15 protein-coding genes are annotated in these 14,943 nt (G+C 38.6%); 2 read left to right on the plus strand and 13 right to left on the minus strand.

What is annotated here, in order from left to right; all coding sequences use genetic code 11:
* Window positions 1-269 precede the first annotated feature (269 nt).
* The 9 genes from csm6 to cas10 all read right to left on the minus strand — a co-directional run bounded on the left by csm6 (window position 270) and on the right by cas10 (window position 9,628).
* Complete coding sequence (csm6, locus tag HMPREF9065_RS04555; RefSeq protein WP_021616138.1) at window positions 270-1,427, minus strand: CRISPR-associated ring nuclease Csm6; 1,158 nt, start codon at window positions 1,425-1,427, stop codon at window positions 270-272.
* Window positions 1,427-2,596: a Card1-like endonuclease domain-containing protein gene (locus tag HMPREF9065_RS04550; protein ID WP_021616139.1), complete on the minus strand. Its 1,170-nt coding sequence runs from the start codon at window positions 2,594-2,596 to the stop codon at window positions 1,427-1,429. The genes csm6 and HMPREF9065_RS04550 overlap by 1 nt, the downstream gene beginning before the upstream one ends.
* 9 nt (window positions 2,597-2,605) lie before the next feature.
* Window positions 2,606-2,896: a CRISPR-associated protein Csx16 gene (csx16, locus tag HMPREF9065_RS04545; RefSeq protein WP_021616140.1), complete on the minus strand. Its 291-nt coding sequence runs from the start codon at window positions 2,894-2,896 to the stop codon at window positions 2,606-2,608.
* A gap of 62 nt (window positions 2,897-2,958) precedes the next feature.
* Window positions 2,959-3,879, minus strand: coding sequence for a CRISPR system precrRNA processing endoribonuclease RAMP protein Cas6 (cas6, locus tag HMPREF9065_RS04540; protein WP_021616141.1), 921 nt, complete (start codon window positions 3,877-3,879; stop codon window positions 2,959-2,961).
* Window positions 3,876-5,429 carry an RAMP superfamily CRISPR-associated protein gene (locus HMPREF9065_RS04535; RefSeq protein WP_021616142.1) on the minus strand — a complete coding sequence of 518 codons (1,554 nt, stop codon included), beginning with the start codon at window positions 5,427-5,429 and terminating at the stop codon, window positions 3,876-3,878. The genes cas6 and HMPREF9065_RS04535 overlap by 4 nt, the downstream gene beginning before the upstream one ends.
* Entirely contained in the window at window positions 5,426-6,364 is a 939-nt protein-coding gene (locus HMPREF9065_RS04530) for a type III-A CRISPR-associated RAMP protein Csm4 (protein ID WP_021616143.1), read from the minus strand. Before HMPREF9065_RS04530 ends, HMPREF9065_RS04535 begins: the two co-directional genes overlap by 4 nt.
* A 9-nt stretch (window positions 6,365-6,373) precedes the next feature.
* Window positions 6,374-7,066, minus strand: a complete 693-nt coding sequence (csm3, locus tag HMPREF9065_RS04525; protein ID WP_021616144.1) for a type III-A CRISPR-associated RAMP protein Csm3 — start codon at window positions 7,064-7,066, stop codon at window positions 6,374-6,376.
* 15 nt (window positions 7,067-7,081) lie between these two features.
* Entirely contained in the window at window positions 7,082-7,471 is a 390-nt protein-coding gene (gene csm2 / locus HMPREF9065_RS04520; protein ID WP_021616145.1) for a type III-A CRISPR-associated protein Csm2, read from the minus strand.
* A 9-nt stretch (window positions 7,472-7,480) separates the two neighbouring features.
* Entirely contained in the window at window positions 7,481-9,628 is a 2,148-nt protein-coding gene (gene cas10 / locus HMPREF9065_RS04515; protein ID WP_021616146.1) for a type III-A CRISPR-associated protein Cas10/Csm1, read from the minus strand.
* Window positions 9,629-9,805: 177 nt separating this feature from the next.
* Between cas10 and glpX the strand changes: the two genes are divergently transcribed.
* Window positions 9,806-10,819 carry a class II fructose-bisphosphatase gene (gene glpX, locus HMPREF9065_RS04510; protein ID WP_021616147.1) on the plus strand — a complete coding sequence of 338 codons (1,014 nt, stop codon included), beginning with the start codon at window positions 9,806-9,808 and terminating at the stop codon, window positions 10,817-10,819.
* An 85-nt stretch (window positions 10,820-10,904) separates the two neighbouring features.
* On the opposite strand, the gene trmL is transcribed toward glpX, so the two are convergent.
* The 4 genes from trmL to metN all read right to left on the minus strand — a co-directional run bounded on the left by trmL (window position 10,905) and on the right by metN (window position 14,148).
* A complete protein-coding gene (gene trmL / locus HMPREF9065_RS04505) occupies window positions 10,905-11,381 on the minus strand; it encodes a tRNA (uridine(34)/cytosine(34)/5-carboxymethylaminomethyluridine(34)-2'-O)-methyltransferase TrmL (RefSeq protein WP_021616148.1) in 477 nt (158 codons plus the stop codon).
* 203 nt (window positions 11,382-11,584) lie between these two features.
* Window positions 11,585-12,409: a MetQ/NlpA family lipoprotein gene (locus HMPREF9065_RS04500; protein WP_033002537.1), complete on the minus strand. Its 825-nt coding sequence runs from the start codon at window positions 12,407-12,409 to the stop codon at window positions 11,585-11,587.
* Between the two features lie 34 nt (window positions 12,410-12,443).
* Window positions 12,444-13,121: a methionine ABC transporter permease gene (locus HMPREF9065_RS04495; RefSeq protein ID WP_021616150.1), complete on the minus strand. Its 678-nt coding sequence runs from the start codon at window positions 13,119-13,121 to the stop codon at window positions 12,444-12,446.
* Window positions 13,111-14,148 carry a methionine ABC transporter ATP-binding protein MetN gene (gene metN, locus HMPREF9065_RS04490; RefSeq protein ID WP_021616151.1) on the minus strand — a complete coding sequence of 346 codons (1,038 nt, stop codon included), beginning with the start codon at window positions 14,146-14,148 and terminating at the stop codon, window positions 13,111-13,113. The genes HMPREF9065_RS04495 and metN overlap by 11 nt, the downstream gene beginning before the upstream one ends.
* 195 nt (window positions 14,149-14,343) lie before the next feature.
* On the opposite strand from metN, the gene gmhB reads away from it, so the two are divergent.
* On the plus strand, window positions 14,344-14,901 hold the full coding sequence (gene gmhB / locus HMPREF9065_RS04485; protein WP_021616152.1) for a D-glycero-beta-D-manno-heptose 1,7-bisphosphate 7-phosphatase: 558 nt from the start codon (window positions 14,344-14,346) through the stop codon (window positions 14,899-14,901).
* Window positions 14,902-14,943 lie beyond the last annotated feature (42 nt).

Genomic DNA, 14,943 nt, shown 5'->3' on the forward strand with positions numbered 1-14,943 from the left:
TAAATATTGAACGATTTTATCCATTTTCTTTTTTATCTTTGTTATAAGTGCGGTGATAAAAAACGATGTTTTTTTATATGATTTTTGCGCACTATTTTACCTCAGTTTCTTCACCTTTTCACCTCTGTTATAGGGTAAATTCATTGTTAATGCTGTCCGGATAATGCCTTGGGGTTGGCTAGCTTTTCCTAAGTGCCATTGGATGTGATTTGTTGTGTGATGTTATAGACAATTTATAGAAAAGAAAACCGCCACAAGGGCGGTTGATTTTAGATGAGTTTTAGTCGTTTAAGATCGGATTCTATTTTCGATATATCAATATTATCTAAGTGAATATTGAGTTCGTAATTGCCCGTTTTTCGGTTAGAAAATGGAATATAATCGCTCTTTGCCCCCTTTCCTAAAGAAAAATTTGCCATGACTTTTTTGTTAATATCGGTACGAGATTCCGATAAAACATTTTTTAAATCGTTGTTAGCACCTTTCAAGCGATTCTCCATTTCAACATCATTTTTCATTTGGCTATAAATGTTCAAATAAGTCTCTATGGTTCGAGCTTCTTCACGATTCCCGGTTCCAACGTTCCAGCCCTGCTTTTTCGCAATAACAAGACTTAAGAACAAGGCATAGCCTCTTGGTGCAAGTTTGATTGTTTTTGAACCGAATGTAACAAGGCAATCTTCCATGGGTGAAAGAAATGTGAGTAAAGGTGCTTCTAACAACGCCTGTGCATTTTTTACTGAATCACTATAAGAAATGGCTTGTTGTTTGAGATCTTCAGGCACACCTAAACCTAAACGAACCCAAGGGATTTCAGCTAACATCACTTTGCCATCTTTCGCATCAATTTGTGTACCATCACTTTTATTGATTAAATGTGAATAAGGTTTTGGATAATAAAAACTGGGTAAGTTTTCATATTGAGCATCTACTAAAACATGTGAAAGAGAGTCTTGTTCACGCCCATAAAGCGAAAGTGCATATCCCATGAAAAAGCCCATGGTTTTACGTCCGCCGGCGATGGAAACGTGTAATTGCATATCTTCATCTTGGCATAAATTACCCACTAATTGCACAATGCTATTGGCGGCCTGTTCATTTTCTTCCGGCGTACGAATATCCGGTAAATTTTGACCGCACTTATCTGTGATGATGTGGATGCAGCTTTCATCAAAATGAATTGAAGAAAAACCGTATTGCTCACCGTAATCTTCAATAAATTCTTGCAGAGCCCCTTTGCGTTCTTTTCGCCCGCCTTCAATCCCTAACAAGGTTTCTAGTAGTTTATTTTTGCCTTGTTCAGTGGTAATGACTTGAATTTCAGTAGGAACAAAATTTTTCTCTGTGACAAGTGCATAGAGCGTTTCAGTCACAACGGCAGGGGACATGCCGGTGACGGAAAGGAGGATTTTACGTTTTTGATTCATTATGCTTTTCCTATCCAATTTGAGATTTTTTCTCTTAATCGTTGCAGATCTTTACCTTGAATAATTTCAATATGTAATTCTTTTGCTCGATTCTTTACAGATTCCGGTACTTCAAAATAACTGACTAAACATTTTTTAGTCATTAAGCCGCCATAATTCTTTAATGCTTCCAGTTTATATAAAATCTCTTCTGATTTTATGCCGCCTTCTTTGTTCATCAGTTGTGTTTTACACTCAATGATATGCAGACGATTTTTTGCCATAAATGCGATATCAAATTCATTTTGATTACCTTGGTTTTTTAAGGCATATTGGTGCTTATTCTGATCGTATGAGGAATTCCCAACCTCTAAACTTAATGCTTTATCTTGAATCGATTTGATATTCTCAATGGCTTTATAGGTTATTTCTTCAAGCCATACGCCATTTAATAAATCTTTGTGTACTGTATCTCTAAAATCTATTCTATGACGATCAAAATCTAATAAATTTTTGTGGTGTAGCTCTTCTAGTAATGAAACTAGCGATTCATCATCATGATTCGTGAATTTCACTTTAAAACCATTCTTTTGGGATTCAGAAGCATAATAATTAAGTCCTGGAATACTATCTTTATATTTATCATATTGCTTGATAAACGGTTCCAAATTGGTAATTAATTGCTCAGAAGCTAATGGCTGTTTAGTGGATTTGTAAACCATGCCATAAGCAGAAAGATAGGTTTTTAGATCAATCTGGCAATTGAGCATTTTGTTAGGAATGCTTTGTCCTTTTTCATCACGGCTAATAAATAGGATTTGATTATTATCACTATCTACATAAAAAATGGGTTTTCCGCCCATAGCAAAGGTGTTCTGCGCCACAATTGCCATTAATTTTGTACCACCGGTTACATTAAGTGCGATATCTTTCCCATCAAATTGATCTATTAGCTCAATAAAACAATTTTCCATTTCTTGGAAATCATAAATATTTTCAATACGAACTAATGTGACTTTTATGTTTTTTTCTTTAAAAACTTTTTCTAATGCCTCTGCATTACTTTTCATTTTATCGGATACTAAAAAAACTGCTTCTTTCGGTTTAAAATCAGGATCTAAAATAGGTAATAATGAGGGCGCAGCTTGATCTGAAATCAAACAAAAATGTACATCATATTTAGATTGCATAATGTTTCCTTATCGTTTTTCAATATGAAATGCCTGCAACAAGCAACCTTGTTCCACAAGTTGCTGTGCAGTGAGTTCTGTTCCGCGTTGTTCCGGTTTAACGTTAACGGATAAAAAATAAAAGGTGGCTCCTTTCTCACAAACTTGGCTTGCAAGATGAACCGGTAGCGTCCCAATGACCACATCATTAGGTTGAATTTGGTTAGTATCCAAGTGGGTTGTCCAGTGATCAATATGAATAGATTGCGTTTTTATCCATTCAATCGCACCAGGGTGACGAGAAACAAACCAAACAGCCATAACAATCCTTATCTAATAAAAACAAACTGTATTATTATATTTTTCATCGCTAATGTTCAGAATTACAAATTTGTAATCCGATATTTGCCTAAGCCAAACGTAGCGTTTTTTCCGCAATGTAGCCATTGACCGAGATAAAGTAATTTAGCTAATTCCGGGGATAAATTTTTGAATTGCCATTCACCGATGACCCCTCCTAATTTCATTCTCTGGTCTTGGCGGGAGGAATAGCGCGTCCAATCTTGCCATTTTAAATATTTATCATCTTGAATTTGTTCGATTTGGGTTTTTAGCAATCCAAAATCTAGATTCAAGGGTTCAGAATGAAATTCGCTTAATAAGGAAAGGCGCTTGGCTAAAGAAATAAAAAATCGTTCTGCCGTCATCTCATTTACTCGCAAAGGCTTGCCATTTTCTTGCAGTCTTAAAGGCGTATCAATTTTGATTTTTGCCACGCTATCAAGTGCGGTCGGAATTTCGATTGTTTTTTGATGTTCGATGATATTTCCGTTTTGTAAAATGGATTGTCGGGTTAAATCTACTTCAACTTTGGCGATATCAAGTAAATTTGCTTTTCCCCGTCCGACGTTATAGTCAAAAGCTCGCTTGAAAGCAAAAGCAATGAGCGGAAGCTGTTCAATCAACCGTCCGAATAGCACAAGCGAAAATGTCAATTTTTCACCTTCGGCATAAAGTCGCTCTCCCCATGCCGGCGGTTCAATGATATAGCCGTTCGGCACTTGACTGAACTTTTGCAATTCATGCGCTGTCGGTGCCGGCGTTTCAAAAATGTTGGTGTAAGGACAGGTGCGATAAAGCGGGCAGCCTTTGCAGTCTTCCAGCTTTGTCATGCAAGCAATTTTTCGCAACGCCCGCCCGAAAGCACCACGCAAGGTGGAACCTGAATATTCCGGTAACAAAATCGGCTCGCTCACAACAAAATCAAATTGATAGCGGGCTATGGGGAAAGAATTTGGAATCATTCTGTTACCAGTTTGTTACGCAATTTTTTAAATTCTACGGCTGATTTCGCTTTTAAATTGCTGAAACCACTTAAGCCATCAACATATTTTTGTAACCCTTCATTTGATTTTGTTGGATCAAGTTTTTCATAAAGATAATGACGATCTTCTTTATTCCATTGCTGAGCATCTTCCAACAATTTTTTGGCTTCACTAAAAATAGGTGAAACCGTAAATGGTTTTCTTTCCTGAGAATTCCATTCAACTAACTTGGCTTCTACTAAACGTTGATTGTCCGAAAGCGAATCTAACAATGCCAGCTTTTCTTTTTCTGCTTGTTGTTCCGCTAAGCGTTTTGCTTCAGCTTCTGCTTGTAAGCGTGCTTGTTCCGCTTTTTGAGCTTCGCGCTTTGCCAAAATTTCAGAACGATCAAATTTTGATTTTGGTTGAGCTTCACACCATGTTTTTAAGGCTTTATTTTCCGTTGTGGGATCAACTTCAATTAATGCCCAACCGAAGGGAAGAAGATCTGTTTGCTGTGCACTGCTTGTTCCCGCCAGCCATACGGTTGTACTGCTGTCTTTAAACATGGGTGGAGTGCCGTTTGCGCCCCTAATTTTAATTTGCGCAATATTTTCACCTTGATAGGTTTTGCTGTCTGCGCCATTTTTGCCTAAACGGATTAAAGCAACTTTTGGTAAGGAGATGAGTTTTTCAAGCGATTTTACATATTGTACAGACACTAAATTACGGGTTTGTAATAATTCCATTTCTTTTTTAAATACAGGTAAATAGAATTTTTTTAGTGCATCAATTAGCTCTGTTAAAGAGAAAGTATTTTGGCTTTTAGTTAATGTTAATTCGCTTTGAAAAGCACGGTATTGCCCCATAGAAATACATTCTCGACGCAATGCCATAGCGCGTCCTTTACCATCCGTTTTACCTAATTTTTTCTTAAAATTAAGCGAATAGTAAACTTTACTTTCAGCTAAAGATTGCGGAATAAAATCACTAAATTTTACATGGCGTAATTTGCTTTTCTCAAACTCACCAATGTATTCTTTTAATAAATGACTATGATCTTTAGCATTTACTTTGGGGTTATTTTTTGCTTGATGAGCTTGATCTAATAATGCCGTTGCTAGTGCGCCTTTAAATCCGCTACCCGGAATATAAGGTAGATGTTGCAAAGGTAGAAATGCAGTGCGTTCAATCGAAAGCTTATTGATTACTTTATTTCCATCACTTTCACGTTGAGATACTTTTCCGACTTGATTTTTATAATCCTGAGCTAAACCTTCGGCAACATCTGCAAAATAGTAAGAATTTGCGATTGCTTTATCCTTGTGGTTTAAGAAAAAACGTTGAATCGCAAGTAAATCTAAACGGTTCACAGTATTTAACAAATCCGTTTTCTCCCGCTCATTTAACATTAAATGGCTAGGTTCAAAATTAAATAAGGTTTCATTATCAATGACATAATTCGTTGGCTCAAAATCTTCACCACAGCCAATATGAATCGGGCTTAATGGGGTTAAATAAACGTTGTAGTTTTGCATAAATTTTTTCATTTGTGATCCTTATGCTCAAAATCGACAAATAAATTTAAAACAGGGGTATAGCCTTGATGCACCGCTTCTGGTTGAGCATAAGACACATTGCCTAATCCATTGCCTAAAAATAAACGTGGTTGATAGTTTTCAGGCGTAAAAATGGCCGCGGATTTTGCCAGAATAATCGGCTTTTTAAATGGGTTAGAGCTTAATGCTTGAATGTCACCGTGACGGCCAAATCTTGTCGTAATTTGGTAGTAGCAGTGCTCCTTATTTAAACCTAAACCTTGCGGGGCACAATTGGCTAGCGTTAAATAGCAATTTGAATTCGTTTGAATAAAGTTGACTACTTGGGGATTTTCACAACGGAATTTCCCCAGCCCGATAGAGGCATCACGTCCAAAACCAATATTTCCGACATCTTGAAGTACTATTTGTAACGCTTCTAATGAAAAGCGATTTTCATCTAACACAACATAGAGATCGAATTTTTGTTGTGCGCCAAACCAGGTTAGTTCTGTGGAATAAGGCGCAAATTGTCCATCACCCGTGGTATTTGTTTGGCGGTCAATAGTGTTGTGAAATTGGTCTTGATTTTCTTTTTTGAATTGAAAATTAGTCTGTAAAGCACATTCTTGCCAAAATTTTACCGCACTTTTTTCTGCATCACTGATGTTAACCCATTGGGCTTTTTTTAAACTTTTGCGATCGGTTTCCGTTTTAGTCTCCCAAAACGTTGATGGCAACGTCGGTAAAGGCAAAAAACCTTCCGGAAAAGCATCCGACACCACCATAAATGGGTGTTGTGTGGTATAACCTTCTAATAATTCAATCAAGCGAGCTTCACCAAAGCGATTCCGCACGGCCCAACAAAGCTGGCCGAATAAGGTATCGCCCACCAAAGGCGTTCCCATCGCACTTTGTGGTGTGAGTGTAAAACGATATAACTTCATAAAATCACCTTATTCGAAAGGTTTAATGTCGTCTAAATTACGAGTTTCACCATCAACCGTTAATTCAGTAAATTTCACTTTGCCGTAACCCCGGGAACCGGAGCCGCCAAGGCTGTCAAGTTCTAACAGTTTTAAACCTTTTAACACTAAATCAAGAAGTTCCGGTTTGTCGCCTTCAAATTGGCGTAAAGTGAGTTTGAAATCAAATTCTGCACCTGCCGGTACACGTTCGGTTTGGCGAGGATTTCCCGCCGTTGAGGTAATGCGATCAATTGTGTTTTCACTTTTTGCTTCGGTTAAAAGTTGGTTATCATCACGAATCGCTTTTTCCCATGCTTCATTTAGTGCACAATCCCAAAATGCAAGGCGAGAAACACCAATTTCAGCGACTTCTTGTTCGCTATTTTTAGTATCACCACTGATACCGAATAAACGTAAAATATTCTTTACTTCTTCAGGATTTTTAGAGACATCTTTTAATGTCAAAGGATTATTTTGAACAGCACCAGAACGCCATTCTAATAATGTACGAATTTTACCTTTTAAGCTTGAACCCGGAATATAAGGTGATTGGGTAAGAGGATGTTTGATTACTGAATTATCAATACCTCCAATATGCATTTCACTATCGCCTGCGCCGATATGCAAACCTGTTTGTAATACTAATTTAGCTTTAATTTCTACAATATTTGTGAGTTTCATAATCCTAATTCCTTGTTAAAATTCTTCTAATTTGCAAAAGCCCATTACAGCTTCCATAAATAATTTTGCATCACGTAAAGTTTCTACATTACTTATCTGATCAATACAGCGATTAAAGATGTCAGAAAAATTTTTATCAACGTTCTTACGCCCTTCAGCATAAGCAACTTTAGCTTTTAACATTTTGATAAATGGCATTAGTTCTTGGAATTTACCTGCCTTATTTTCACGTACTAATTGCACACGATCGTTCCACATGGCTAATTCATCATAAAACTTACGTAACTGTGTTGTTTTATTTAAATTTTTATTGGTTTTGATATGTTTTGCTGCACGTTGTGCAATATCTGAAAAGATTTCGGCTGATTTTTCATTGCCGAATTTGATTTCGTTAATGTTTAACATAAATTTTCCTTATCGTTTTTGATAGAAATAGTTTGTTAATGGAATGGCAAAATTCAGTTTATATGTGCCAATTCCTTTATCTCCTAATGAAATGCTAATTTCACTTAATGCTTTATTACGAGTTTCTTTAGAGAGTTTATCCGTTACATAACGTGCTGTGCGATAATAAAAACGACTCCGCCACATGGCGCTTTCAATATTCTTTTCATCCGCAGCTTGTTCACATAAACGAATTAATGAATAAAGATAAGACGTTGAAATTTTATAAGTTTCTGCCAAACGATGAATTTCCTGCTCTAAATTGCAGAGTGACTGCCAATCTTTCCACTTCACGGAACGATTAAAAATCGTTATTGCATTTTTACCGACATCAATTTTTTTCGATTTTTCTAAAGCCTCTTCAGCCAAATCACCTAAACGAGGCACAGGAATTCCCGATTTACTCATCACCATTCCCACGGAAAAATGAATTTCAGGATTTTCTGCTACATAATGCGCAAAAGCTTGTTGCATTGCGTGTGCCACTTTTTGCGTAGAATACCAAGGACCGATTAAGAAGAAATCATCCCCCCCTGCAAACACGGTGTACATACTTTGGCTTTGTTCAGCACAATAAGCCGGCAACCAAAGACTAAAAAAAAGATTCATTTGGCGAGAAAGCGCTGCCATTTTGGCAATGTTGGCAGACCGAATACCTTCTTGGAAAATTGTGCCGAGATTATCCACGTCACCTTTTAAGGTCATTAATGCTTTTTGTCCTTCATCTCTATCTTGAATATCCTCAAAAGTAATAATCTTTCCTTCATTATCAAAAGGCACATAGGCGTTGATATAACGGCGGGCATATCCATTCCAAATAGTACTGTTTGTATTTTTTGGTAATGAGAAATCCCAAAAGCGATGAATTTGTAACAGTTTTACCGGGTAACCAAATTCTTTAGTATCTTCACGGCTATTGGTAAAAATCACTTTAAAGCCAAAAATCTGCAATTTTAGGATTTGTGTTTCATATTTATGGTTAATGTCAGCGTTTATATCCGCAATAATAATGCGTTGTTTTTTTGATAACATTTCCCCAATTTTGATCTGATCTTCTGAAATTACAGAACGTTCTTTCCCAGTTTGAGCCGGGAAAAAGCTATTCATTTCACAAACACCATTTGGATATTCAACTTCCTGCACGCTTTGTGTGGTATCCGTTAAATCTAAGCGTTTGAGTTTTTGCTCTTCTAAATTCTCAAATAATTTTTTAACTAATGTTTCATAGTGATTTTGTTCGAAATCACTGTATTTTGCTGATTGAACTGCGATACCCAGCCCGATTAATCCGTAGGTTTCTTTAATAAACCATTGATTTAGTTCTGCTTGAACTTGTTTGATTGCCTCTTTTACAGCCTTGGTGTTTGGGGCAACAATTAAAAATTTCCCTGCAGCATTCATCATTTGAGAAGTGGTTGACAGTTGACAGGCGTTTAGTACTTTTAGTGCTGCTAACTCGGTGAAAAGAGACACTTGGAAAGAACGCCCGCGTAAGATTTTTGCAGCGCCTTTGTTGGAAGCGCTGCCACCGGAAAAAATAAAATCTTGAATGCCGAAAAAGTCGCCTTGAATTAATAAGAATGGCTCTTCTTTATTGATTTCTTGATCTGCGAGTGCGACTACAAACGCTGCGACTGCTTTAGTGAAATCATAGAAAGAAATTTCATCACTATAAGGACTTGGCAAATTGCAAGTGAAGCATTGCATTGCGGTATCAAAATGATCTAGCCATAAACTTGGGTTATCACAATGAGATTTAGGAATCTCTGTGATCGCTTGAACAAACTTATCCCAATGTGTTGAAAGTGCGGTATCTTTTTCTTCTTTTTCGGGAAAAATAGAATTTGGTGAGAGTGGCTGAAAATCATAAAAAAATTGCATTTTTTTATTCGCTTGATTGATATTTTCAAACAAACTAAACAGTTTATTACTCTCTTTTAATTCAGGTTGTTTACCTAAAACAAGGCGTTCAGCTTGTGATAAGAAAGGAGATATATCAACCTGTTTGAATTTGGGCGGAAAAGGGGGAAGAGGCAAATGAGGTTCTTGTTTTTCAGCGAATAGCTTTAAATAATGGTGCAATACTGAAAAAGCGAGAGAAATTGTATGATCTGACATAATTACTCCATGTATCGAAATATTAAGTGAAGTATAAGCACGTTTTTTAAATTTGCCAGCAAATACAAATTTGTAAACATTAATATTAATGCATATTTTTACGATTTTTGCTATAGCAAACGTTTGCTTGGTGCTAGAATAAGCCGATTTTTATTTCTCATTTTTAAGGATTATGCCATGAATAGATCATTAGCCATTGAGTTTTCAAGAGTAACTGAAGTTGCCGCCCTTGCCGGTTTTGCGTGGTTGGGGCGTGGGGATAAAAATTCGGCTGATGATGCTGCCGTAAAAGCCATGCGTTATATGTTAAATTTGATTCATATGGATGCAGAAATCGTGATTGGCGAAGGCGAAATTGACCACGCGCCGATGTTATATATCGGTGAAAAAGTGGGTTCAGGCATGGGGGAATTGGTGTCTATTGCGGTCGATCCTATTGATGGTACGCGCATGACGGCGATGGGGCAGTCTAATGCGATTTCTGTATTGGCGGCAGGTGGCAAAAATACTTTTTTGAAAGCACCGGATATGTATATGGAAAAATTGGTAGTGGGGCCGGAAGCAAAAGGCATTGTTGATTTGAATTTGCCGCTTGAACAAAATTTGCGCCGTGTTGCTTCAAAGTTAGGCAAGCTATTATCCGATTTAACGGTGATGATTTTAGATAAACCTCGTCATGAAGCCGTGATTGAAAAAATGCATCAACTGGGTGTGCGCGTATTTACGATTCCTGATGGTGATGTGGCGGCTTCGGTATTATGTTGTTTGCCGGAAGCGGAAATTGACATGGTTTATGGCATTGGTGGTGCGCCGGAAGGTGTTGTGGCAGCGGCTGCGATTCGTGCCTTGGGAGGCGATATGCAATCCCGTCTATTGCCGCGTGATCAGGTGAAAGGCGATACGCCGGAAAATAAGGCATTGGCGCAAGAAGAAATTCGCCGTTGTGAAGAAATGGGGGTTCAAGTCAATACGGTGTTGCAGCTAGAACAGCTCGTGCGTGATGACAATTTAGTGTTTGCCGCCACCGGGATTACTCATGGTGATTTATTAAAAGGCATTCGCCGTAAAGGCAATTTAGCCACCACGGAAACCTTGTTGATTCGGGGTAAATCCAGAACCATTCGTCGAATTCAATCGACCCATTATTTAGACCGAAAAGACACCGCACTTTCTCGTTTAATCGGCGCGTAATTCCAAAAGAAAAGGGCTAAGTGGTAGCGAAATACACTTAGCCCATTTAATATCGCGCTTTTGCAAGCGCAATTTTTAATTCATCTTATCGAGTAAGATTCACTGCACCTTGATATTCCAGCTGGCGCCAAGCTTCATACACGGTGACGGCAACGGAATTGGAGAGGTTCATACTGCGGCTGTTGGCAGTCATGGGAATACGGATTTTTTGTTCCGCCGGCATGCTGTTTAAAATATCCATCGGAATGCCGCGGGTTTCCGGGCCGAACATTAAATAGTCGCCCAATTCAAATTTCACTTCACTGTGTGCAGGCGTGCCCTTTGTCGTGAGGGCAAACAAACGCTTGGGTTGCTCGCTTTGCAAAAAGGCCTCGAAAGTTTTGTGCTTTTTGATGTCAGCAAATTCGTGGTAATCCAAGCCGGAGCGGCGTAATTTTTTGTCGTCCCAAGTAAATCCCAGAGGCTCGATTAAATGTAAACGAAAGCCGGTGTTGGCACATAAGCGAATAATATTACCGGTGTTTTGTGGAATTTCCGGTTCGTATAAAACAATATCTAACATGGTGTTCCTGATGGTATAAAATAGACGGCTTATTATAGGCGCAAACCTGACCGGCTAAAAGCGTTCATAAAAAATCCTCGTCAATGTGGCGAGGATTTTTTATCCTGATTTCATCGTAAAAAACCTGTAAAAAAACCGCACTTTGGCTTTTCATTGCCTAAAAGTGCGGTTTCATTTTACGATGTTTTTACAGGAGCTTTAAATTACCAGCCTTTCACCACGCCGTCTTTAAAGTGTTTTTTCGCTTCTTGTTCTACTTCTGGTGTTTGGTAAGCTTTCACGAAATCTTGGATAGCTTTGCTGTCTTTGTTATCAGTGCGTGCCACGATAATGTTCACATATGGAGAATCTTTATCTTCCACAAACACGCCGTGATCTTGTGCATTTAAGCCCACTTGGCCGGCATAGTTGTTATTCACAACCGCTAAATCCACGTCGTCTAAAGCGCGTGCGGCAACAGAAGTGTCCACTTCTTTGATTTGTAAATGTTTTGGATTTTCAATGATATCCATGGAAGTAGAGAATAAGTTTGTGGCATCTTTTAATTTAATTAAGCCTTGTTTTTCTAATAAGATTAACGCACGTGCCAAGTTACTTGGGTCGTTTGGTACAGCAACCACCGCGCCATCTTGTAACTCATTTACGCTTTTGATTTTTTTAGAGTAACCCGCTAACGGATAAACGAAGGTGTTGCCCACGATAACGAGGTTGTTTAAACCTTTCGATTGGGAATCTTTGTCTAAATACGGTTTATGTTGCATAGCGTTAGCATCTAAATCGCCTTTAGAAACCGCCGTATTTGGTAAGGCATAGTCGTTGAATAGAACGTATTCTACGTCTAAGTTATATTTTTCTTTCGCGACTTTCGCAGCGATTTCAGCCACTTCGTGCTCAGGGCCTGCCATCACGCCGACTTTAATTTTTGCCGGTGCTTCTGCTGTCGCTTCCGGTTTTTTCTCTTCGTTACACGCTGTTAATGCAAATACGGAGGCAAGTGTTGCTACGCCGAGTAATTTTTTTAAGTTCATAAAAGATCCTCTTTTAATGTTAATGCTAAGTGAATTAACGATGATCGACGCGTTTTGCGAAATCATCACCAAGTTTTTGTGAAATCATGACGAATACAACAATAATAATTGTGGCGACCCATTTTACGTACACCATGTTGCGATATTCGCCGTAGTTAATGGCGAGGCTACCTAAACCACCGCCGCCGACAATGCCCGCCATGGCAGAATAGCCCACTAAGGTAACTAAGGTGAGTGTAATGCCGTTAATTAAGGTTGGCAGTGCTTCCGGCAAATAGAATTTGCGGATGATTTGCCAGTTTGTCGCGCCCATCGCTTTTGCAGCTTCCGTTAAGCCTTTTGGCACTTCCACTAAGGCATTGGCAGTTAAACGTGCCACAAATGGCATGGCGCAAATGCTTAATGGGATAATTGCCGCCGTGGTACCCAGAGTCGTGTTCAAAATGAAACGGGTAAACGGTAACAAAATGATTAACAAAATGATGAAGGGAATGGATCGTCCAATGTTAATCACAATATTTAAAATGAGATTTAACCGTGCGTTTTGCAGAATTTCGCCTTTGCCGGTGAGGAAGGTCACTACACCAAAAGGTAAACCGATGATCACGGCCAATAGGGTAGATGCAAAGCTGATATATACGGTTTCATAGGTAGAAACCCACACGGCTTGCCACATTTGAGGTGTAAGTTCCGTTAAAAAATCATTCCACATAGCCTAATACCTCAACGCGTACGTTATTTTCCATTAAATAGATTTTAGTTTGTGTAATAGCATCTTCATCACCTTCTACTTCTGCTACGGTGAAACCGAATTTTACGCCGCCGGCATATTCAATTTGGGAGGTTAAAATGCTTAATTCCACACCGAATTTTTTGGAGGCTTTGGATAACAATGGAGCATCCACAGAGCGTCCGGTAAACTCGAATTTGATAATCGGGTAAGACTTGGCATGCTTCGGTGTTTGCAGCAGGTTATCTAAGTATTCATCCGGTAAATTGACACTAAAAGTCGAACGGATAAATTGTTGTGCCAGTTCAGTTTTCGGGTTGGAGAAGATGTCGCCCACCGAGCCTTGTTCTACAAGTTTGCCGTGATCGATGATGGCAACTAAATCACAAATGCGTTTGACAACATCCATTTCGTGGGTAATCAAGAGAATCGTGATGCCTAAAGTGCGGTTGATTTCTTTTAATAATTTTAAGATGGCGTGTGTGGTTGCAGGATCTAGCGCGCTAGTCGCTTCGTCGCACAATAACACTTTGGGATTGCTTGCTAGTGCGCGTGCAATGGCGACGCGTTGCTTTTGACCGCCGGATAAATTAGACGGATATACATTTTTTTTGTCGCTTAAGCCTACCAAAGAAAGCAATTCGTTGACTTTTGCTTCGATTTTTTCTTTTGGTGTACCTTCTAACTCTAAAGGTAACGCAACATTACCAAAGACGGTGCGGGAGCTCAATAAATTGAAATGTTGGAAAATCATGCCGATATTACGGCGTTCCAATACCAGTTCAGCATCGCTAAGTTGAGTGAGATCTTTGCCATCAATGATGACTGAACCCACAGTGGGTTTTTCCAATAGGTTGACGCAACGAATCAGGGTGCTTTTACCCGCACCGGATGCGCCGATAACGCCACAGATATGTCCCTTCGGAATATCCAAGGAAACGTTATCAAGTGCGGTCAGTTTTTTACCTGAAACGTCGAAAATTTTGCTGACATTCTTTAGCTTAATCATATAAGCCCTTTTGCGGTTTCGCTTTTATCAAAAAAAGATTTTTGTATTCTAGACGTCTAGAATGCCATGTCAACCTCTATCCATGACATTCTTATAATTATTTGCTTTCTCTTAGAACAAAAAAGTTGAAGGTTTGCACAAGATAAAAATAAAGAAGATAATCGGCACGAATTTATATTTAAACAGGATAAAAAGATGAAAAAAGCGGTTTTTTTAGATCGAGACGGAACGTTGAATATTGACTATGGTTATGTGCATGACATTGATCATTTTCACTTTATTGAAGGAAGTATTGAGGCGCTAAAAAAACTGAAAGAGATGGGCTATTTGTTGGTTCTGGTGACAAATCAATCTGGCATTGCACGAGGTCTTTTTACCGAGGAACAGTTTTTGCAGTTGACGGAGTGGATGGATTGGTCATTGGCTGATCGCGGTGTGGATTTGGATGGTATCTATTATTGCCCGCATCATCCAGAGGCAAAACTTGCCGAATTTAAACAGGATTGTGACTGCCGTAAGCCGAAATCGGGGATGTTACTACAAGCAATAGAAGAGCTGAATATCGATCCGACAAAATCTATTATGGTTGGAGATAAAGTGGAAGATTTGCTTGCTGGGAAGGGAGCTAAGGTGAAAACGCTCGTTTTAGTGCGAACTGGTAAACCGATGACTTCTGAGGGAGAAAAAATGGCAGACTACGTATTAGATTCAATTATAGACATTCCTAGTCTGATTATTAGTCAAAATTTATAAAAAATAACCAATCAAAACAAAAATTGAAAAAAAAGCTAAAAA

It is taken from the genome of Aggregatibacter sp. oral taxon 458 str. W10330, assembly GCF_000466335.1.
GTDB lineage: Bacteria > Pseudomonadota > Gammaproteobacteria > Enterobacterales > Pasteurellaceae > Aggregatibacter.